Annotated in this window: 16 protein-coding genes; 8 read left to right on the top strand and 8 right to left on the bottom strand. The window is 45.0% G+C overall.

All coding sequences use genetic code 11. The features are described from left to right. The first annotated feature begins 8 nt into the window (after positions 1 to 8). From dnaN to G3R49_RS14985, 4 genes are all read left to right on the top strand, one after another. Complete coding sequence (dnaN, locus tag G3R49_RS15000) at positions 9 to 1,106, top strand: DNA polymerase III subunit beta (RefSeq protein WP_130599794.1); 1,098 nt, start codon at positions 9 to 11, stop codon at positions 1,104 to 1,106. Positions 1,107 to 1,191: 85 nt separating this feature from the next. Then, positions 1,192 to 2,274 carry a DNA replication/repair protein RecF gene (recF, locus tag G3R49_RS14995; protein WP_167870234.1) on the top strand — a complete coding sequence of 361 codons (1,083 nt, stop codon included), beginning with the start codon at positions 1,192 to 1,194 and terminating at the stop codon, positions 2,272 to 2,274. Between the two features lie 15 nt (positions 2,275 to 2,289). Continuing rightward, the gene (gene gyrB / locus G3R49_RS14990) at positions 2,290 to 4,710 is read left to right on the top strand and encodes a DNA topoisomerase (ATP-hydrolyzing) subunit B (protein ID WP_167870233.1); all 2,421 of its coding nucleotides are present in this window, start codon (positions 2,290 to 2,292) and stop codon (positions 4,708 to 4,710) included. Between the two features lie 240 nt (positions 4,711 to 4,950). Continuing rightward, on the top strand, positions 4,951 to 6,060 hold the full coding sequence (locus tag G3R49_RS14985; protein WP_348633935.1) for an HDOD domain-containing protein: 1,110 nt from the start codon (positions 4,951 to 4,953) through the stop codon (positions 6,058 to 6,060). 272 nt (positions 6,061 to 6,332) lie between these two features. Here G3R49_RS14985 and glyS read toward each other — a convergent pair whose 3' ends face one another. Both glyS and glyQ read right to left on the bottom strand, forming a co-directional pair. Then, positions 6,333 to 8,402, bottom strand: coding sequence for a glycine--tRNA ligase subunit beta (gene glyS / locus G3R49_RS14980; RefSeq protein WP_167870231.1), 2,070 nt, complete (start codon positions 8,400 to 8,402; stop codon positions 6,333 to 6,335). Between the two features lie 21 nt (positions 8,403 to 8,423). Further along, entirely contained in the window at positions 8,424 to 9,329 is a 906-nt protein-coding gene (gene glyQ / locus G3R49_RS14975) for a glycine--tRNA ligase subunit alpha (protein WP_167870230.1), read from the bottom strand. 120 nt (positions 9,330 to 9,449) lie between these two features. Here glyQ and G3R49_RS14970 point away from each other — a divergent pair, with 120 nt between their 5' ends. Continuing rightward, complete coding sequence (locus G3R49_RS14970; protein WP_167870229.1) at positions 9,450 to 10,025, top strand: DNA-3-methyladenine glycosylase I; 576 nt, start codon at positions 9,450 to 9,452, stop codon at positions 10,023 to 10,025. A gap of 143 nt (positions 10,026 to 10,168) precedes the next feature. Here G3R49_RS14970 and G3R49_RS14965 read toward each other — a convergent pair whose 3' ends face one another. The 5 genes from G3R49_RS14965 to fadB all read right to left on the bottom strand — a co-directional run bounded on the left by G3R49_RS14965 (position 10,169) and on the right by fadB (position 17,917). After that, entirely contained in the window at positions 10,169 to 13,348 is a 3,180-nt protein-coding gene (locus G3R49_RS14965) for an amidohydrolase family protein (protein WP_167870228.1), read from the bottom strand. A gap of 261 nt (positions 13,349 to 13,609) precedes the next feature. Beyond that, on the bottom strand, positions 13,610 to 14,050 hold the full coding sequence (locus tag G3R49_RS14960; RefSeq protein WP_167870227.1) for an MOSC domain-containing protein: 441 nt from the start codon (positions 14,048 to 14,050) through the stop codon (positions 13,610 to 13,612). A 1-nt stretch (position 14,051) separates the two neighbouring features. Then, positions 14,052 to 14,297, bottom strand: coding sequence for a sulfurtransferase TusA (gene tusA, locus G3R49_RS14955; protein WP_167870226.1), 246 nt, complete (start codon positions 14,295 to 14,297; stop codon positions 14,052 to 14,054). Positions 14,298 to 14,574: 277 nt separating this feature from the next. Further along, a complete protein-coding gene (gene fadA, locus G3R49_RS14950) occupies positions 14,575 to 15,744 on the bottom strand; it encodes an acetyl-CoA C-acyltransferase FadA (RefSeq protein ID WP_130599812.1) in 1,170 nt (389 codons plus the stop codon). A gap of 22 nt (positions 15,745 to 15,766) precedes the next feature. After that, a complete protein-coding gene (gene fadB / locus G3R49_RS14945) occupies positions 15,767 to 17,917 on the bottom strand; it encodes a fatty acid oxidation complex subunit alpha FadB (protein ID WP_167870225.1) in 2,151 nt (716 codons plus the stop codon). Between the two features lie 248 nt (positions 17,918 to 18,165). Here fadB and pepQ point away from each other — a divergent pair, with 248 nt between their 5' ends. The 3 genes from pepQ (at position 18,166) to G3R49_RS14930 (ending at position 21,644) form a co-directional block, all read left to right on the top strand. Then, a complete protein-coding gene (pepQ, locus tag G3R49_RS14940; RefSeq protein WP_167870224.1) occupies positions 18,166 to 19,485 on the top strand; it encodes a Xaa-Pro dipeptidase in 1,320 nt (439 codons plus the stop codon). After that, complete coding sequence (locus G3R49_RS14935) at positions 19,478 to 20,092, top strand: YigZ family protein (protein ID WP_167870223.1); 615 nt, start codon at positions 19,478 to 19,480, stop codon at positions 20,090 to 20,092. Before pepQ ends, G3R49_RS14935 begins: the two co-directional genes overlap by 8 nt. Before the next feature lie 94 nt (positions 20,093 to 20,186). Further along, positions 20,187 to 21,644 (top strand): TrkH family potassium uptake protein, encoded by a 1,458-nt coding sequence (locus tag G3R49_RS14930; RefSeq protein WP_167870222.1) that lies wholly within the window; start codon positions 20,187 to 20,189, stop codon positions 21,642 to 21,644. Between the two features lie 104 nt (positions 21,645 to 21,748). Here the strand turns inward: G3R49_RS14930 and G3R49_RS14925 are convergent, their stop codons facing one another. Continuing rightward, positions 21,749 to 22,054 (bottom strand): metalloregulator ArsR/SmtB family transcription factor, encoded by a 306-nt coding sequence (locus G3R49_RS14925; protein WP_130599823.1) that lies wholly within the window; start codon positions 22,052 to 22,054, stop codon positions 21,749 to 21,751. Positions 22,055 to 22,272 lie beyond the last annotated feature (218 nt).

Below are 22,272 nucleotides of genomic sequence, written 5' to 3'. Positions count from 1 at the left end.
TGGAATAGATGAAATTTTCAATTGATAGGGATGCCCTATTAAAGCCTTTACAGCTAGTATGCGGCGCGGTTGAGCGTCGTCATAACCTACCTATTTTATCCAACCTATTGGTTGAGGTGAGTGAACACTCACTGAAACTAACCGGTACAGACCTTGAGGTCGAGCTGGTTGGTCATGCACCTATTCAAGGTGACATTCAAATAGGTAGAACCACAGTTCCTGCCAAAAAGCTGCTGGATATTGTTAAGTCACTTCCAGAGTCTGAAATCAAAGTTGAGCAGCAAGATAACCGCTGGTTATTGCGCTCAGGTCGCAGCCGCTTCTCGTTAGCGACATTGCCCGCTGAAGAGTATCCGAATGTTGAGGCCTTTCAGGCTGAGATTGAATTTAGCATCAAGCAAGGTGTGCTTAAGTCGATCATCGATTCAACGCAGTTCTCAATGGCTAACCAGGACGTACGTTACTACCTCAATGGTTTGTTATTTGAAACCGAAGGCAATGTACTTAAAGCCATTGCCACCGATGGTCACCGTTTGGCATTAAGCCATCGAATGGTTGAAGCCACTTTGCCAGAGAAGCAAGTGATTGTGCCGCGTAAAGGTGTGATTGAAATGGCGCGTTTGCTTGATACTGAAGACGCCGACATTACCATTGCCATTGGTGACAGTGCGATTCGTGCTACCACGGCTGCAGCGGTATTTACCAGTAAATTAGTTGATGGCCGTTTCCCTGATTATCGCCGCGTACTACCAAAAGGCGGTGATAAAATTGTGGTTGCTAGCCGCAATCAATTTAAACAAGCATTGACCCGCGCTTCTATTTTATCGAATGAGAAGTTCCGCGGTGTGCGTATTCAGCTTGAGCCTGGTTTATTGAAGATAACTGCAAATAACCCAGAGCAAGAAGAAGCCGAAGAAATCATTGATGTTGACTATCAAGGTAGTGAGTTAGAGATTGGCTTTAACGTTAGCTACCTGCTTGATGTGCTTAACAACCTTGCCAGCGATGATGTGCGCATTACCTTAATTGACGGCAACTCAAGTGCCTTAATTGAAAACCACAAAGAAGAAGATTCTATGTATGTGGTGATGCCGATGCGATTATAAATCTATAGATTAAATTGTGGTAATCTCTAAAGGTGCATAACTTGATGCACCTTTTTTGTTTGTCTATCCGCGTTTGTAGGAATTCATGAGTTTAACTCGCCTTAATATCAATTCGTTTAGAAATATCTTGTCAGCTCAGATGCAATTGGCTGACGGGCTTAATTTGATCTATGGCGAGAATGGCAGCGGCAAAACCAGCGTATTAGAAGCGATTTTCTTCTTAGGCATGGGGCGTTCATTTCGCAGCCATTTGTCACAAAGGGTCATTAATAACGAGCAAGATAATCTCACTTTGTTTGCTATGCTTGAGCGCGGAACTCGGCAAACAAAGTTAGGTTTACGTCGTAGCCGCAGTGGTGATATTGATGTCAAAATCAATGGCGAGAACATTAAGCGCTTGTCGACGCTAGCCGAAGCCTTACCCATTCAAGTTATCACGCCAGAGAGTTTTTCTTTGCTTTTTGAAGGCCCAAAATCAAGGCGGCAGTTTATTGATTGGGGCGCATTTCATTGTGATCCTAATTTTCATTTGGCTTGGGCCAATACAAGGCGAATTTTAAAGCAGCGTAATCAACTCCTTAAGAGCGAAACACCCTATGCAAATATCCAATTTTGGGATACAGAATTGGTGCGCTATGCTGAGGTGGTTACTGAGATACGAAATCGATATGTAGACTCGTTAAATGCGCTACTAAAGGGTATAATCGAAGAGTTTTTACCTCAGGTAGATTTAAAGGTTTCATTCACCCGAGGATGGGATAGCAAAACGGAGTATTTGCAACATCTTGAGAACCAATATCCACGCGATTTAGCCTCTGGTTTTACTGGAAGCGGCCCCCATAAAGCAGACTTGCGTTTACGGGTGGGAAGCTTGCCGGCTCAAGATGCCTTGTCCCGAGGACAGTTAAAATTATTAGTCTGTGCACTGCGTATTGCACAGGGAAAGTTGCTGAAACAACAACTCAATAAAAACAGCATTTATTTGGTGGACGACTTACCGTCTGAGTTGGATGCAAAGCATAGGCAGCTATTGCTGAAACAGTTAACGGAAACCGGAGCACAGATTTTTGTGACCGCCATTGACCCTGCAGCAATAGTCGATTCGTTATCTAGCCCACCCGACAGGATGTTTCATGTGGAACACGGCAAGATAGCGGTTATTGAATAACAACGAGAGAGAAATATGTCAGAGAATAGTTACGATTCTTCCAGCATTAAGGTACTAAAAGGCCTTGATGCGGTACGTAAAAGACCTGGTATGTATATCGGTGATACCGATGACGGCACCGGCTTACACCACATGGTATTTGAAGTGGTCGATAACTCTATCGACGAAGCACTAGCAGGTCACTGTAACGAAATCACCATCACTATTCATGCTGATGGCTCTGTTTCTGTACAAGATGATGGTCGTGGTATTCCAGTTGAAATTCACCCTGAAGAAGGGGTGTCAGCAGCAGAAGTTATTATGACGGTACTGCATGCTGGTGGTAAGTTCGACGACAACTCGTACAAGGTTTCTGGTGGTCTTCACGGTGTAGGTGTTTCGGTAGTAAACGCGCTATCTGAAAAACTACAAATGACGATTCGCCGTGATGGCAAAGTTTACGAGCAGTTTTATGATATGGGTGTACCGCAGGAGCCAATTAAGCCTGTTGGTGACACGGATAAAACCGGTACCAGCATTCGTTTCTGGCCGAGCAAAGAGACTTTCTCTGACACATTATTCCACTTCGACATTCTGGCTAAGCGCGTTCGTGAGTTATCTTTCCTTAACTCAGGTGTTGGTATTCGTTTAGTCGATGAGCGCGAAGAAGAGCGCAATGAGTTCTTCCGTTATGAAGGTGGTATCAGTGCTTTCGTTGATTACTTAAATAACAACAAAACTCCAGTAAACAAAGATATCTTCCACTTCCAACATGAGCGTGAAGACGGTATCACTGTTGAAGTTGCTATGCAGTGGAACGATGGTTACCAAGAAAATATCTTCTGTTTCACCAACAATATCCCACAGCGCGATGGTGGTACTCACTTAGCAGGCTTTCGTGGTGCACTGACTCGTAACCTAAACAACTATATGGAGCGAGAAGGTTACAATAAGAAGGGCAAGACTAGTGCTAGTGGTGATGATGCTCGTGAAGGTCTTACTGCCGTTATTTCGGTTAAAGTACCTGATCCAAAATTCAGCTCACAAACCAAAGACAAGCTAGTTTCTAGTGAAGTAAAAGGTGCTGTTGAGCAAACCATGGGTGAGAAGCTAAACGATTACCTATTGGAAAACCCTACTGACGCTAAGTTAGTGGTTCAAAAAATTGTTGATGCAGCTAAGGCGCGTGAAGCGGCGCGTAAAGCCCGTGAAATGACCCGCCGTAAAGGCGCATTAGACCTAGGTGGTTTGCCAGGGAAACTAGCTGACTGCCAAGAGAAAGACCCTGGTCTTTCAGAAATTTACATAGTGGAGGGTGACTCTGCGGGCGGTAGTGCTAAGCAGGGTCGTAACCGTAAGAACCAAGCTATTCTGCCACTGAAAGGTAAAATTCTAAACGTAGAGAAAGCACGTTTCGATAAGATGTTGTCGTCTCAAGAAGTGGCAACGCTTATTACCGCACTTGGTTGTGGTATTGGTCGTGATGAGTACGACCCAGAGAAAACTCGCTACCACAACATCATCATCATGACCGATGCTGACGTCGACGGCTCGCACATTCGTACCTTGCTGTTGACCTTCTTCTTCCGTCAAATGCCTGAGCTAATTGAGCGCGGTTTTGTTTATATTGCACAGCCACCGCTATTTAAAGTGAAGAAAGGTAAGCAAGAGCAGTATCTGAAAGATGAAGCTGCACTCACTGAATACCTAACTACACAAGCTTTAGATAACACTCATATCTATCCAAGCCAAGGTGCGCCTGGTATGTCAGGTGAGCCACTAGAGCGTTTGGTTAATCAGTACCGTGAAGTGGAAGCGATTATTAGCCGTTTAGAAAAGCGCTACCCAACTAACCTGACTGATCGCATGCTATATCACACTGGTGTGACTGCTGAAATGTTAGCTGATGAAGCGGCAATGAAAGCATGGGCAGAAGCCTTTGTTGCTGACTTAACTGAACGTGAAACTGATGGTGTGCTGTACTCGGTAGAGGTTACACATGATCCTGAGCGTAATGTTTATGCACCTAGCCTGACCATTCGTAAGCATGGTATCGACACCAGTTACCTATTTGGTTATGACTTCTTTACCTCTGCTGATTATGAGCACATTGCCAAACTTGGCGCAGCGATTAATGGTCTGGTTGAAGAGGGCGGTTATGTACAACGTGGTGAGCGTGTTAAAGAAGTCACCAGCTTTGTTGAAGCACTAGAGTGGACGATGAATGAAGCAAACCGTGGTTTATACATCCAGCGCTATAAAGGACTGGGTGAGATGAACCCAGAGCAGCTTTGGGAAACCACAATGGACCCTGAAACTCGCCGCATGTTACGAGTAACGGTTGAAGATGCCGTAGCGGCAGATCAACTATTTACTACACTAATGGGTGATCAGGTTGAGCCTCGTCGTGACTTTATTGAAACCAACGCACTAAACGTTGCGAACCTAGACGTTTAATGCATCTGCGCAACTAGTGATTATTAGTGGGTGAATGACATAAAAATTTAAGTTATTCACCCACAAAGTAAAAGGTTATTAAATTCAAAAATTTAATGATATTTACTAACGAGATCTAGTTAACAAAAGGCACCTTCGGGTGCCTTTTTTGTTTTTGCTCAATCTATAAACTACTGCGAGTCGCCTGTTTCAGTAGTAAAATAGATAGGATGGTTCGCTGTTTTATAAGGTCGTAGTAACGTGGTCGTTGGCTTATTTAAAAAAGTATTTAATATCCGGGATAAACAGCAGCAAGCAAAGTTTACCGGGACCTCTGCGGCTGCCAAAAGACAGGCTAAAATAGCGCAATCTAGACCAAGCAATGTGCAGATGCGCAAGTCACCTGCTTCACAATCAACATCCTCACCTCAATTAGCCCAAACACCTATTGCCAAAGCCCCGCAGCAAAAAGCTGCCGAAGTTGATTTATCTGCATTGTTTTATGGTTTGCTGTTCTCACAGCAACCTGAGTCTGCTGGTGGCACGGCTAATAATCTAGAGCGTAAGGTGATGGGAGAAATAGAGGCAGCGCTTAGCTCAGTTAAGTGCATTGCCGATACCACGCTTAAACTGCCGAGTAAAATTATAGAGCTTGATAAAAAACTTGCCAATGAAGACATCGATACTAAGGAAGTACTAGCGTTAATCGAGCAAGATCCACTATTAAGTGTCGAAGTGCTTAAGCTGTGTAACTCACCGGCATTTAGACGCAGTAATAGTGACATTACTAACTTGCAGCAAGCATTAGTACAACTTGGTAGGGTACAGTTACGCCGCTTTGTTACTGCGAGTTTATCGCGCGAGATGATCGACATTAAGCCTATTTATTTTCGCCGTTTTGGTGCTGAAATTTGGCGTCACTCGATGCAGGTGGCATTTCTCGCTAGTGAACTTGCCGAGGAAGACAACGAGTCGGCGTTTTTGCTTGGTTTACTGCATGATGTAGGCAAAATTGCCATCTTCAAATTACTTATCGATGCCTTTCATCAAGCCGAACCCGGTGAACAACCAAGGTCTTTATTATTTAGTCAGGTGATGACCACTAAGTCGTTAACCCTGAGTGCTTTGTTAGCAAGAGAGTGGCAGCTACCTATCTCATTTGCTAAGAACCTGGTATTACTTGCCAATACCAATAATGTGCCGCAGCAGGGGCTCGCTAGAGTAATTTGGCAAGCAAATATCATTAGTGAGTGTTCTATGCTGCGTCAAGCAAACAAGCTGTCTGACGAGGTGCTAGAGGGACTTATGCAAAGCGTGGGCTTAGATATTGATGCATTTGGGCTACTACATCAAAAACTAATCGAGTTTTAATAACTAACCTGAGCTCTGGATAATAAATCGGTTTCTAACGGCTATTTTTGCCCATTTCTTCGTTGAAGCTACTTGCAATAGGCTAGCTATTGACGCGTAGCTTCGCCTTGAACTACACAAAAACTATCTCGCTAGAAACATAATGGAAGGTATAAATCTGGCCTAGAGAGTTATTGGCACTTCCTTATCCAGAGTTCAGGTTCACTAACATTCTGATTAATAATAAAAAAGCCGCTTGATAGCGGCTTTTTTGTTTGCTTTCAGTTAATTGCTTACTGAAGTAGCGAGATATCTGCAGTATGCAGGAATTGCTCACGCAACTTGCTCAGTAGTGCTAAACGGTTTTGTTTAAGCGCTTCATCGTCAGCCATTACCATTACATCTTTAAAGAAGTTATCTACTGCATCGCGCAGACCCGCTAGCAGTGCTAATGACTCTTGGTACTTAGCATCAGCAAATAATGGTGCTAACTGAGGTTGTAGCTCAGCCAGATTGGCTGCCAGTGCTTTTTCAGCGTCTTCAACGAGTAGTTCATTGTTGATTTCAGCGGCTATACTACCTTCAACTTTAGCAAGAATGTTAGACACACGTTTGTTAGCTGCAGCAAGTGCTAGTGCTTGCTCTAGCGTTCTAAAGTGAGCTACAGCCTTAATGCGGCTTTCAAAATCAGCTGGTGAAGTAGGGCGACGTGCAAGTACGGCTAAGATAACGTCAACGCTAACACCTTGATCTTGATACCAAGCGCGGAAGCGGCCCATAAAGAACTCAAGCGCTTGTTCAGCGACATCCGCATTACTTAGGTTATCACCGTGAAGTGCTTGTGCTTTAGCAATTAGGTCAACCAGATCTAACGGTAAGTTGTTCTCTAAACAGATACGTAAAATACCGATTGCTGCCCGGCGTAGGGCGAATGGGTCAGCAGCGCCTTTCGGAGCCTGGCCAATACCGAAAATACCCACTAGTGTATCTAGCTTTTCAGCCAGCGCTACGCACATTGAAATTGGCGCAGTTGGTACTGTGTCGCCAGAGAATTTAGGCTTGTATTGCTCTGCTAACGCAACCGCTACCGCTTCAGCTTCTCCATCTAAACGAGCATAGTGCATGCCCATGGTGCCTTGTAGATCGGTAAACTCCATTACCATGTTGGTCATCAAGTCAGACTTAGACAATAAACCTGCACGTTTAGCTTGCTCTGCATCTGCTTTTATTTCAGTTGCGATGTAAGCTGCCAGTTCAGAAATGCGCTCAACACGGTCTTTAATCGTACCAAGTTGCTTTTGGAACACCACGGTTTCTAAGCTGGTTAAACGCGACTCTAAGGTGTGCTTTTTGTCAGTGTCGAAGAAGAATTCAGCATCGGCTAGGCGAGGGCGAACAACCTTCTCGTTACCGGCAATAATTTGCTGAGGATCTTTTGACTCAATGTTAGTCACAAAGATGAAGTTAGGCAGCAGTTTGCCGTTAGCATTAAATACTGGGAAGTACTTTTGGTCACCTTTCATGGTGTAAACCAGTGCTTCTGCTGGCACATCTAGGAACTTGTCTTCGAAGTTTGCTGTTAGTACAACAGGCCACTCAACCAAAGAAGCGACTTCCTCTAGTAACTCATCTTCAAGCTCAGCAACGCCGCCAATTTGTTTGGCCGCAGCTTCTGCATCAGCTTTGATAAGGGTCTTACGGCGCTCATAATCGGCAATCACTTTACCTTGCTGTTCAAGCTCGGTGAGGTAGTTGTCTGCATGGCTTAGTTCAAAGGTGTCTACGCCCATGAAGCGGTGGCCGCGAATAGTACGCGCCGACTTAATACCTAGAATTTCGCCTTCAATCAGTTCATCACCAAGTAACATAGTAATGGTGTGAACCGGGCGGATAAATTGTGTCTTGTTAGCACCCCAGCGCATTGGCTTAGGAATAGGTAGCTTGTCTAAGGCTTTTTGTGCCATGTCAGCCACTAGCGTTTTCGTCTCTGCACCAACAACTTGTGCCTTGTGTAGTAACCATTCGCCTTTATCTGTTGTTAGACGCTCAGCCTGGTCAACGCTAATACCGTTACCGCGAGCCCAGCCCATAGCAGCTTTGGTTGGGTTACCATCTGCATCAAATGCTTGTGCAATAGCAGGACCACGTTTTTCAACTACCTTGTCCGCTTGCGCTACAGCGAGTTGTTCGATGTAAAGCGCTAGGCGGCGCGGCGCCGCATACCAGCTAGCTTTTTCAAAGCTTAGCTCGGCTTTTTTTAATTCATCGCTAAAGTTAGCCACTAAAGATTCAGCAAGCTTACGTAGTGCTTTTGGTGGCAGTTCTTCTGTACCCACTTCAATGAGTAAGTTTTCAAATTTCATTTAGTTATACCTCTACTTACTCTATTTACACATTGGGAAGCCAAGCGCTTCACGGGCTGCATAGTAGGCTTCAGCAACGCCTTTTGCCATGGTACGAACGCGGAGAATATAGCGTTGGCGCTCGGTTACCGAAATTGCATGGCGCGCATCAAGAAGGTTGAATGCGTGAGACGCTTTCATTACTTGTTCGTATGCTGGCAGTGGTAGTGGCTTTTCTAAACCAAGTAGGTGTTGGCAAGCTTGTTCACAATCTTCAAATTGTTTAAATAGTACTTCAACATTGGCGTGTTCAAAGTTGTAGGTCGATTGCTCCACTTCGTTTTGGTGGAAGATATCGCCGTACATCACTTTGCCCATTGGGCCGTCAGTCCATACAAGGTCGTAAACACTGTCTACTTCTTGGATGTACATCGCAAGACGCTCTAGACCATAAGTGATTTCACCTGTTACAGGACTACATTCAAGGCCACCTACTTGCTGGAAGTAAGTAAACTGAGATACTTCCATACCATTTAGCCATACTTCCCAACCAAGACCCCAAGCACCTAGTGTTGGTGACTCCCAGTTATCTTCTACAAAACGCACATCGTGTACATTCATGTCGATGCCTAGAGCTTCAAGTGAACCTAGGTATAACTCTTGGATGTTGTCTGGTGATGGCTTTAATACCACTTGGAACTGGTAGTAGTGTTGCAGACGGTTAGGATTGTCACCATAGCGGCCATCGGTAGGGCGACGAGAAGGCTGTACATAAGCACTGCTCATCGGCTCTGGGCCTAATGAACGTAAAAATGTCATCGGGTGGAATGTACCCGCACCGACTTCCATATCTAATGGTTGTACGATTGCGCAACCTTGCTGCGCCCAGTATTCCTGTAGGGTCATAATAAAGCCCTGGAATGTTTTTACGTCGTGTTTCGTCGTCATGTCCGCTTATCTACTGGTTAAGGCTAATATAGGAAAATGTTGTTGATTATACCTTGTAGATCCGCGCTTATGTAGGTTATTTTTTAGCGTACATAGCAAAATTACTAATGAGCACAGATTATGGATATTAAGCGCTGCAAGTGGTGTGGTGATGACCCTGTTTACCAGCAATACCATGATGAGGTTTGGGGGCGACCTGTATATGACTCGCAGGAGTTATTCGCCAAGTTGTGCCTTGATGGTCAGCAAGCGGGTTTATCCTGGATTACCATTTTAAAAAAGCAGGCTAATTATGAGCGCTTGTTTGCTAACTTTGATGCCAAGGTAATTGCTACTTATGATGAAAACAAAGTAGAGCAATTATTGCTAGACCCGGGTATCGTGCGTAACAGGCTTAAGGTTAATTCGATTATTCGCAATGCTAAGGCTTTGCTTAAGTTTGAAGCCGAAGGCAATGATTTTAGTGAATTCTTATGGGACTTTGTTGGTGGACAACCTAAGGTTAATCATTTCGCTTCTATGGCTGAGTTACCTGCGCAAACGCCTGAGTCTGAAGCAATGTCAAAGGCGCTTAAAAAGCTCGGGTTTAATTTTGTAGGCCCAACAATTTGCTATGCGTTTATGCAGGCCGTTGGCATGGTCAATGATCATACTCAAGATTGCTTCCTTTACGGCAAAGATTTAAATCCTAAATGATAGTTATACTCGATCACCATTTAGTGTGTAGTAAAATAGAAAAGGGTGTTCCACGTGGAACACCCTTTTTCCTTTTTATCGCGTGACTCTAGGCTCTAATTTAAAACCTAGAATCTAAAGGTTATTAGCTTTGGCAAGTTGGCTTACTTTTCAAAGAAGAATCGTTCGCGCTCGCGCTTATCGCCATTTAGTTCATTCATCGTTTCAGAGTCATAAAGCTTGCCGTTCACCATGGTGTAGGTCACTTTATCTGTCACACGAATATCTTCTAGTGGGTTACCGTCAATCACGATTAGGTCCGCTAGCTTGCCTTGTTCGATTGAACCAAGTTGATGATCCATACCGAAGGTTTTCGCTGGGTTGATGGTGGCTGTTTTAAGCACTTCCATATTGCTCATACCGCCCTGGGCAAACATCCACATCTCCCAATGTGCTGCTAAGCCTTCACGCTGACCATGAGCACCAATATTGGCAATAATACCTTCATCTTTTAGCTCATTAGCAACTCGTACAACGTTGAAGTGGTTATAGTGACCATCTGGCGCGGTAGTACGACGCATAGAGCGTGCATTGAGCATGTCGCTTGGAACGTATTTACTTAGACGAGGGTGAGCCCATACGTCTGTTTTGTCGTACCAGTAGTGTTCACCCGAAATACCGCCGTACGCTACAACTAGGGTTGGTGTGTAAGCAACTTCGGTTTGGCGCCACATTTGCTTGATGTCGCTATAAATAGCGCCAACAGGTAGCGAATGTTCTAGCGTAGTATGACCGTCTGCAATCATTGTTAGGTTGTGCTGAAGCAGACTGCCGCCTTCTGGCACTACCATCATTTCAAGCTCGCGTGCAGCTTGAATGACTTGTTGGCGTTGATTACGACGTGGTTGGTTATAACTCTTAACACTAAATGCGCCCACTTTTTTGAGGCGTTCCAGATGGAACTTAGCATCATCAAGTGAATCTACGTGTGAGGTATAGCCTGGAGCGTTTGCACCGTACAAGATGGTACCTGTAGAGAAGATGCGTGGCCCTGCAATATTGCCGGCTTTTTGCTGCTCAGAAGCAGCGAAGATTTCAGTCGTATCGTTTGATGGGTCATGGATCGATGTAACACCTAGTGATAAGCCCGAATAGAGCATCCAGTTTTGCTGCGGGATGATTTCATCGTCTGCTTGACCGCCGTGAGCGTGAGCATCGAATAGACCTGGCATAATTGACTTGCCTGAAATATTGATAACTTGGGCATCGCTTGGTACTTCAGTATTTGCGTCACCGACAACTGCAATCTTATTGTCTTTGACTATCACTACACCATTTTCGATGACTTTGTCGTTGTCCATGGTTATGACATTGCCACCAATAAAAGCAACTGTTCCACGTGGAACATCTGCGTCAGCTTTAAAGCCAATATCAGTTATCTTAGGTTCAACTTTGGTTTCAGTTTTTACATACTCAGTATCAATATCGGCTTGATAAAGCTCAGGGCCAAGTGTCCAGTACAGCGCGTCACTGTCGCCATTCCAACTAATGCTTTCACCTGCACGCACACTTAACTGAGTAACAGGTAGGTTGTTGGCTTTAGGGCCAATATTGATGGTCTCACCATGTTTCGCGAATGGCGTTACATACACACGGAAGCGTTCAGCAAATGCCAGGTGTTTACCATCTGGCGATACTCTGAACTCAGTTGCGTGCTTGCTGGTGTAGTGAGTACGCATTTCATGACCATTAAGGCCTATCGAAGATAGTTCTGGTGTTTCACCATGATCCATAAAGTAGACGCGCTCATTGCTGGCACCAAACTGAGGTTGGTAACCATAAGGCGTGATGAACTCATTGCGTTTACCTTTTACATCAACCTTATATAAACCAGGCTCTTGTGACCAGGTTCGAGGAGTAACATATCCGCCGCGTGCTTTGCGATAGACGATCGTCTTGCCATCAGGAGAGAAGGTCGCTTCTACGTATTTACCCGGCTCTTGGGTTAGCTTTTTACTTTTGCCACCGCGTGCACTAACAACACGAACGCTACCCTGGTCTTGGTCATTCCAGGTGGTGAATACGATTTTCTTACCGTCACGTGACCACTGTGGGAATAGTTCATTAACGTTGTCGCTGAGACGGGTTAAGCGCTTTTGCTTACCGTCTTTAATATCGCGGATCCACAGTTTACCCAGCGCTTCAAATACTACTTTTTCACCGTTAGGAGATACCTGCGCCATACGCAGCATCTTAACGTCAAACTCATCTTGGTCGAGGTTTTGGGTGAAACGAACCGATGGTTGCACATCTAACTGAGTCTTCACCGAGAATGGAATATCAGTTACCGTTTTATCTTCAACGTTTAAGCGATTGATTTTACCCCCAGCCCAAAATACGATATCTTCGTTATCTTGAGTCCAGGACATAGTCGGGTAAACCCCGTGAATAGCCCAGGTTTCTTGCATGTCACGGTCTAACTTATCGTAGAGCTTCGTTTGTTCACCTGACTTTAAGTCAAGCAGGTATAAGGTTGATTGGAAACCGTCACGTTTAATGTAAGCAAGCTTCTCACCATCAGGACTTGGCGTTGGGCGAATCGCGCCACCTGTGCCTTGAACCAATACTTTGATGTCACCAGTTTGTGTATCGTAACGTTTGATCTTGTAGATACCTTTAACCGAGTCCTTTGAGTAGTGGAAGGTTTTACCAGGTGTCGCATCTTGGCTAAAGTAAATGTACCGACCGTCTGGAGAGTAGGCTGGTTCACCCAAGTCTTTCTGATCATTAGGGCGCTCGGTTAACTTAACGCCTTCACCACCAGCAACATGATACATCCACACTTCGCCAGCACCGAGTGAGCGGCTAGCGGTAAAGTGCTTACGCGCAACAAGATATTGCGAATCAGGGCTCCATGCAGGGCTGTTTAATAGTCTAAAGGTTTCTTTAGTTACTGCTCTTTGATTGTTGCCATCGGCATCCATTACCCAAATGTTGTCGCCACCGTCCTCGTCAGATGTAAAGGCGATGTACTTACCATCAGGGCTGTATACGGGTTGCATTTGCCAGGCTATGCCTGTGACCAATGGCTTGGCTTCACCACCTGAAATTGGCATCTGGTAAATATCGCCTAGTAGGTCGAATACGATATTTTTGCCATCTGGTGAAACGCTTACGTTCATCCAGGTGCCTTCGGTGACATTGATATCAATCTTGCTTAAAGGTGCTTGTGCCGGGGCGTTAACTTGCCAGCCAGTCTTTTCTTCCTCGGCTGTAACATTGGCAGCTAAACCAAGTGACAGCGCCACAGCTGTATATATAGGGGTTAGTTTTCGAGTAAACATGCTGTTTCCATTATTGTTGGTTGTATTGGAATTCGCGGTGTGAGCCATTGCAGCTCATGTGGATCAGCTTGAAGTTATCTCACAAACCTTGGTTAAACGGTAGCCTTTTTCTGTTTCTTTTTATGACAGTAGATAGATGGGACTCGTATGTTTGAATTGACAGATTTGACCAGAGGAATATCGGTTAGCTGGTGATAAAAAAGCCCAGCATATAGTGCTGAGCTGTAGAGTTAGTTATAACAGTTCATGATGAGTGTGAGCTTATAGGATGCTGACGGTATCGTTAATGCTAATCTCACCAGCATTGACTACCTTAGCAGTAACACCGCCACGCCATTCGGGTGTTAAGGCAGCCTCCAAGCCAGCTACGGCTTGTTCCATTTTAGCGCAAGGGTCAGTCTCGCCAGTAATTTCAAGCTGTAACTGGGCGCCGATATGGACTGTTTTACCTACATCGGCAGCACTAAATTGGTAGCCATCAACTAATAGATTGGCACGACGTGTAAGCCAATTGAGGTCTTGTGCTATTTCACTGCAGGCTTGCTGCCATTGAGCTGAAGATAAAAGGGTAACTTGGCGTTTGCCTGGGCGACCAAATATATCATTGGCGACTCCACTCTCAAGCGTGACTTTTACAGAGTCAAGCTCGTGCATTGGCCCACGCTTTTTATCTTTGTATGCAATCCCTGTCAGTGTTGGCATGTTAAAGTCCTTTTTTCAAAAGATAGCGATAAGGTGTCTCGCTAGTTTCGCTTGATACCAGTGTATGATCCATAAATTCACAAAAGCTAGGAATGTCGCGGGTGGTTGCTGGGTCATCGGCAATGATCAATAGGGTTTCACCTTCAGCCATTTTTCTCACGGTTTTACGGATCATCATTACCGGTTCGGGGCAACGTAAACCCAAGGCGTCGAGTTGATGGTTAGCTTGCTCAAATGTGTCAGACATGCGAATACTTCTTGTGAACTAAATAGGGTTAATTTTACGCCTGCCTTTATTGGATGCCAAGTTCAGTATTAGCTAATGTGATATTGATTGATTTTTGGCGTTAGCAGTAATTTTGAATCGAAAATAAATTTTCATGAAACATGTTCCACGTGGAACATTAGTCAAAGCAGAAAAATTAAAAAACAAATAAAAAAGGGCTCATAGAGCCCTTTTTATAAAATGTAAATTGAGATTTACTTTTTAGCTGGTCAATTCCAAGCTTCGCCGAGTGAGTAGCTTAGTTGTCGACGCGCTCAAATACAGTTGCAATACCTTGACCTAAACCAATACACATAGTTGCAAGACCTAGCTTAGCACCTTTGTCTTCCATCAAGTTGATTAGCGTTGTCGAGATACGTGTACCAGAACAGCCTAGTGGGTGACCAAGTGCAATTGCACCACCGTTAAGGTTAACTTTCTCGTCAACCACATCCATTAGTCCAAGGTCTTTCACACATGGTAATGACTGTGCTGCGAATGCTTCGTTAAGCTCAATCACATCCATATCTTCAATGGTTAAGCCTGCGCGAGCTAGTGCTTTTTGTGTTGCTGGAACTGGACCATAACCCATAATAGCAGCATCACAACCAGCAACAGCCATAGAGCGGATACGAGCACGAATTGGCAGGCCAAGCTCGCGTGCTTTTTCTTCTTCCATAACTAACATAGCGGATGCGCCGTCAGATAGAGCAGAAGACGTACCTGCAGTTACTGTACCGTTTGCTGGGTCAAATACCGGGCGCAAACCAGATAGCGACTCCATTGAAGTTTCTGGGCGAATAACCTCATCGTGCTCAACTTTGATAAGCGCACCGTTTTCGTCGTGACCTTCAACTGCGACGATTTCTTTGGCGAAGCGACCTTCAACTGTGGCTGCGTGAGCGCGTTGATGAGAGCGTACTGCAAACTCATCCTGTTGCTCGCGGCTAATGCCGTGCAGCTTACCTAGCATTTCTGCAGTTAAGCCCATCATGCCTGAAGCTTTAGCTACATTGTTTGCAAGACCTGGGTGGAAGTCGACACCGTGGTTCATAGGTACGTGACCCATATGCTCAACACCACCAACAATGAAGGTGTCACCTTGGCCAGTCATAATTGCGCGCGTTGCTTGGTGCAATGCGTCCATCGATGAGCCACAAAGGCGGTTAACTGTTACTGCACCCGCTGTTTTAGGGATGCCAGCTAGTAGTGCAGCGTTACGAGCAATGTTAAAGCCTTGCTCTAGGGTTTGTTGTACACAACCCCAAATAACATCTTCAATGCCATTTGGGTCTAGTTGTGGGTTACGCGAAAGCAGGGCTTTCATTAGCTCGGCAGACAAGGTTTCTGCGCGAACATTTCTAAATACTCCAGCCTTAGAGCGGCCCATTGGAGTACGAATACAATCTACGATTACAGCGTGTTTCATGATGATAATCCTTTAGGCTAAATTAGGCTGAGTAGTAGCTACCGTTGCTTGCGGCTAAGTCGCGCATCGCTGGTGTTACTTGGTAAAGACCACCTAGGTGGGCGTACTTGTCCGCGAGTGCCACAAAGTTTGCCACGCCCATAGTATCTAGGTAACGGAATACACCACCACGGAATGGTGGGAAGCCAATACCATAAACTAAGCCCATGTCTCCTTCAGCTGGTGAAGCAACGATGCCTTCTTCTAAACAGCGAACCGTTTCAATCACCATAGGGATCATGCAGCGAGCGATGATTTCATCTGCATCGAAGTCTTTTGTCGCGCCATACTGGTTTGCCAATAGCTCGTAGCTAGTTGGGTCGATGTCTTTTTTCGGCTTGCCACGACGGTCAACAGAGTACTGGTAAAAACCAATCTTGTTCTTCTGACCAAAGCGTTCATTTTCGAACATAATGTCGATAGCATCTTTACCGTTTTTGCCCATGCGATCTGGGAAACCTTCAGCCATTACCGCTTGTGCGTGATGGCCAGTATCTAGACCAACAACATCAAGTAGGTAAGCTGGGCCCATTGGCCAGCCAAATTGTTTTTCCATCACTTTGTCGATTTTGGCAAAGTCTGCGCCATCTGCTAGTAAGCCACTGAAACCGGCGAAGTAAGGGAACAATACGCGGTTAACAAAGAAGCCTGGGCAATCGTTTACCACAATTGGGGTTTTACCCATCTTACTTGCGTAAGCAACAACAGAGGCGATGGTTTCTTCAGAGGTGTTTTTACCGCGGATAACTTCAACTAATGGCATTTTATGCACTGGGTTAAAGAAGTGCATACCACAGAAACGCTCAGGTTTATTAAGGCTCTTAGCAAGTAGATTGATAGAAATTGTTGAGGTGTTTGAGGTGATAATTGCATCTTCAGCAACTTGTTGCTCAACTTCAGCAAGTACAGTCGCTTTAACTTTTGGATGCTCAACAACGGCTTCTACTACTACGTCAGCATCTTTAACAGGTGCATAGTCTAGTGCAGGTGTGATGTTGTTGAGTACCTTAGCCATTTTAGCTGGGGTCGAGCGGCCGCGTTTAACTTGCGCTTCAAGTAGCTTGGCAGCTTCACCTAAACCTAAATCTAGAGCTGGTTGGGCGATGTCTTTCATTACAATTGGCGTGCCTTTGCTTGCACTTTGGTAAGCGATACCGCCGCCCATAATGCCTGCTCCCAGTACAGCCGCGCTGTTAACATCTTTGGCTGTTTTAGCTGCTTTCTTAGCTTTACCTTTTACTACTTGGTCATTTAAGAAGATACCAATTAGTGCTGTAGCCACTTCAGTTTTCGCAAGCTTTAGGAAGGCACGGTTTTCAATTTTTAGCGCTTCTGCTCGAGAATGTGTCGCTGCTTGCTCAATCACCTCTACTGCAGCCATAGGTGCTGGGTAGTGCTTACCCGCAACTTTAAATACCATGCCTTTTGCCGTGGTGAACGACATCATGGCTTCAAGCTTAGGCAGGTTTAGTGGGCTAAGTTTGCGCTGACGACGCGCTTGCCAGTCAAGCTTGCCTGCTAAGGCATCTTTTAGCATTTGAATAGCGCTTGCTTCAAGCGCTTCAGGGGCAACGACTGCGTCGATTGCACCAACTGCTAATGCAGCTTGTGGCTTTTGTGGTTTACCGGTTGTGATCCACTCAAGTGCGTTGTCTGCGCCAATAACGCGTGGTAGACGCACTGTGCCACCAAAGCCCGGGATAAGACCAAGTTTAGTTTCTGGTAGTCCAATGCTTGCTGTCGTGTCTGCAACACGAAAATCTGTCGCAAGGATGGTTTCGCAACCACCGCCTAAAGCAAAACCGTTTACTGCTGAAACTGTTGGGAAAGGCAGGTCTTCTAGTTTATCGAATACTGCACTTGCTTGTTCAACCCAGGTCAGTAGGGTTGCTTCATCCTGTTGAAACAATCCTAAGAATTCGGTGATGTCTGCACCCACGATAAAGGTGCTTTTTGCTGATGTCAGTACTAATGCTTTAACGTCTGACTGTTGCATGAGGCTGTCTAATGCAGCGTCAAGTGAGGCGAGAGTTTCCCTGTCGAACTTGTTAACCGAGCCCGGTGCATCAAAGCACAGCTTGGCAATATTATCTTCGAGTAACTCAACCTGAATGGTAGGGCTTTGGTAGATCATTGCTTGCTTCCTTATTGCTTAAAGCGACTTCCACATCTATTTTGCCGTGTAGTTATCAAGCTTGTTTTACAGCTAAGATAGGTCATCTGTTGACCAGTTGTTCCACAGTGTGCTTCTAAACGAGAAAAATTACAACACCCAATTTAAACGATCGTTTAATAATTTTGTAAAGCTAAGTTTATTTGCGGTTTGTGATAGACTTTGCATGGGATTAACACCAAAGGGCATTAGACCCTAAAGGATTAAAAATGGATCAATTAGCTCACCTTTATCATGACCATATTAGCGAGCTTAACCGCCGCGTTGCTGATGTTTGCCAGCGAGAAAATATAGCCGGACTGATTATTCACTCAGGGCAGTATCATCGTCAGTTTTTGGATGATATGGATTATCCATTTAAAGTTAACCCACATTTTAAGGCTTGGTTGCCGCTGTTGGACAATCCAAACAGTTGGCTGGTAGTTAACGGCCAAGACAAGCCAACACTTATTTACTATCGTCCAGAAGATTTTTGGCACAAGGTGAATGATGTGCCGCAAACCTTTTGGACTAAGCATTTCGATATCAAGCTGCTGACCAAAGCTGACCGCGTAGCTGAGTTATTGCCTAAGCAAATCACTGACTGGGCATATATTGGTGAGCATTTGGATGTAGCTGATGTGCTTGGGTTTAGCTCACGTAACCCTGACGCAGTACTTAACTATTTGCACTACCACCGCGCTGACAAAACGCAGTATGAGCTTGAGTGTTTACGCCGAGCAAACCAGATTGCGGTAAAAGGCCATTTGGCGGCGAAGCAGGCGTTTTATAATGGTGCTAGCGAGTTTGAAATTCAGCAGCAGTATTTATCTGAAATTGGTCAGGGTGAGAATGAAGTGCCTTACGGCAACATTATCGCCTTGAACCACAACGCCGCGATTTTGCACTACACCGCACTTGAGCACCAAAGCCCTGATTCGCGTTATTCATTTTTGATTGATGCCGGTGCTAATTACCATGGTTATGCGGCTGACATTACTCGCACATACGCCTTTGGCAAGAGCCGTTTTTACGAGCTGATTGTTGCCATGGATAAATTACAGCTTGAGATTATCGACATGATGAAGCCTGGGGTTAAGTATGTCGATTTACATGTTGAGACGCACGTTAAACTGGCGCAATTGCTCAATGAGTTTGGCATTACCACAGGTAGCGTAGAAAGCGCGTTGGACTTAGGGATCACCAAAGCGATTTTCCCGCACGGGTTAGGTCACATGCTTGGCTTGCAAGTGCATGACATGGGCGGTTTTGCCCATGATGAACGTGGTACTCACATCGCCGCGCCAGAAGAACACCCATTCTTACGCTGCACTCGCATGTTAGCGGCAAATCAGGTGCTCACCATTGAGCCAGGCTTGTATGTGATTGATAGCCTGCTAAACAAGTTATCTGATGCTGCTAAGGCAAGTATTAACTGGCATTTAATTGATGAGCTTAGACCTTACGGCGGCATCCGTATTGAAGATAACGTTATCGTCCATCATGACCGTAATGAGAACATGACTAGAGAGCAAGGTTTAGTTGACTGAAGAGTTTTTAATTCCCGCCGAGGAAGTTGAATTTGAAGAAGAGATAAAGCACAGCCGCTTTATCTCTTTTGTGTTTCATTGTGATAGCGAACAAAAGCTGAAGTTAGTACTTACTCGCGTTAAACAGCATTACCCTGGGGCAAGTCATTACTGTTATGCGTTTGTCGCTGACGACCCGAGTAACCTGGTTGCTATCGGTTCGTCCGATGATGGCGAGCCAGCTGGCAGCGCTGGTAGGCCTATGCTTGCCTGCTTGCAAGGGGCTAACATTGGTGAAATTGGCGCAGTTGTGGTGCGCTATTTTGGCGGCACTAAACTAGGTGTTGGCGGTTTGGTACGTGCGTATAGTTCAGGTATCAAGAAGGTCATTCCTGAGTTAAAAACTCAGCTTAAAACCCGCCGTTATCCAGTTAAGTTAACTTGTGATTATGCCCAGCTTAATGATGTCGAGTACGTTATCACTCAATGTGAAGGCGTGATTATTGATAAGCAGTTTGCCGAGTCGGTGACGGTTGAGTTTGAGTTAGCCAAAGCCTGGCAACAAAAGTTTAATGCACTTTTAGCGACGCAAACCCAAGGGGCGTTACAAGTTAAGTTTACAGCTTGATGTGTAAGTGCCAAAATGTGAGTTCTTTATAAAAATGTAAGCTCGCCGTAATTGAGCTTCTTGTTTTCCAAGGCATTTTGGATTTTGAACCAGCATGCAATATAAAACCATTATCCGTATCACTGGCCTGTTAATGGGCTTGTTTTCTATGACTATGCTACCACCAGCATTAGTGGCAGTGATATACAAAGACGGTGGTGGTACCGCATTTATTCAAGCATTTAGCGTCAGCTTGTTCCTTGGTTTCTTACTTTGGTATCCCAACCGCAAACAAAAAGGTGACCTACGTACTCGTGAGGGATTCCTTATTGTGGTGTTGTTCTGGACGGTACTGGGCTCAATTGGTTCCTTACCTTTTATTTTTTCAACTGAGCCAAATTTAAGTTGGACCGATAGCTTTTTCGAGTCATTTTCGGCGCTAACCACAACCGGTGCTACTGTGATTACCGGGCTTGACCATCTCCCTAAAGCGATTTTGTTTTACCGCCACCTACTGCAGTGGATGGGCGGCATGGGTATCATTGTACTTGCGGTCGCAATTTTGCCGCTGTTAGGTATTGGTGGTATGCAGCTTTATAAAGCTGAGGTACCCGGGCCGGTAAAAGACAGCAAGATGACCCCAAGGATTGCCGAAACAGCCAAGGCGCTGTGGTATATCTATTTAATGCTAACAGTGGCTTGTGCTAGTGCTTTTTACTTTGCTGGCATGGATGTGTTTGATGCCATCTGTCATTCATTTTCTACCATTGCCATCGGCGGCTTTTCGACCCATGACGCAAGCTTAGGCTATTTTGAAAGCCCGCTTATCAACGTGATTTGTGCGGTGTTCTTATTAATTGCTGCGGTGAATTTTAGTCTGCACTTTGCAGCGTTTTCTCGTCGCGGTATTAACTTTAAAGTGTACTTTAAAGACGCTGAGTTTAAGGCCTTGATTGCGGTGCAACTGGTGCTTACCGCGATTTGTTTTGCCACACTTTATAATGCCGGTATTTATGACAGTGCTGAACAAACACTGGATTATGCTTTCTTCCAAGTGGTGTCTATCTCAACCACCGCAGGTTTTGGTACCGAGAGCTTCTCGTCATGGCCGCTTTACCTGCCGGTACTACTGATTTTTTCAAGCTTCATTGGTGGCTGCGCCGGTTCAACTGGTGGCGGTATGAAGGTGATCAGGCTTATTTTACTGTTCTTGCAAGGCTCGCGTGAATTGAAGCGTTTGGTGCACCCTAAAGCCTTGTACTCGATTAAGATTGGCTCTACTGCGCTGCCAGATAGAATTATTGATGCGGTTTGGGGCTTCTTTTCGGCTTATGCTCTGGTATTTGTGGTGTGCATGGTGATTTTAATGGCGATGGATATGGATCCAACCACAGCCTTTAGTGCAACTGCCGCGAGTCTTAACAACCTAGGCCCTGGCTTGGGTGAGGTGGCTGACAATTATGCTTCAATTACCGATGGCGCTAAATGGGTATTGATTGTTGCTATGCTATTTGGTCGTTTAGAAGTATTCACCTTGCTGGTTTTATTCACGCCAACTTTCTGGAAAAACTAGCAAGTATTCAAGCGAGCCCCAAAACTAAAAAAGCAGCTTCGAGCTGCTTTTTTTATGGGTACTAGCTGAGGGGGCTGGTGCTGACTCGTGTTGGCTATTCTGAGTTAAGCACAGTAACGCTTGTGCAGAATGGATATCACCTCAGTTACCTGCTGATTTTTGAGCTGATAGTAAACCACTTGCGAGCTTTTGCGGGTACTCACCAAGTCTTGCTGTCTTAATACTGCTAAATGTTGTGACAATGCCGATTGGCTTAGCGGTACCGTTTCGTTTAATTCTGTCACGCTCAGTTCATTATCTAACAGCAAACATAAGATCATTAACCGGTAAGGGTTCGCAATGGCTTTTAGCCACTTCGCTGCTGTTTCTGCGTTGGTCAACATAGACTCGACATCGATTTCGCCTTGCACAGTCAGCTTCTCCAAGTAATTTAGCAATGTATTTATAATACGTTTGGGCTATTCATATCTCAATTATTAACAATAAATATATGAGCTAGCATAGGTTCTGTTGATCTTTCGAGGTTGATTTTGCAGCTGCTTGTTGGAAATTTATACAAGGCAGTGGTTTTGCGGTGTGGTAGTTCACATAAAAAGCCACTAACGTAGTAGAAATGACAACAAGCGCT

Source organism: Shewanella sp. WXL01, from assembly GCF_012263345.1.
Classification (GTDB): domain Bacteria; phylum Pseudomonadota; class Gammaproteobacteria; order Enterobacterales; family Shewanellaceae; genus Shewanella; species Shewanella maritima.
This window is presented reverse-complemented; position numbering and strand designations above follow the sequence as displayed.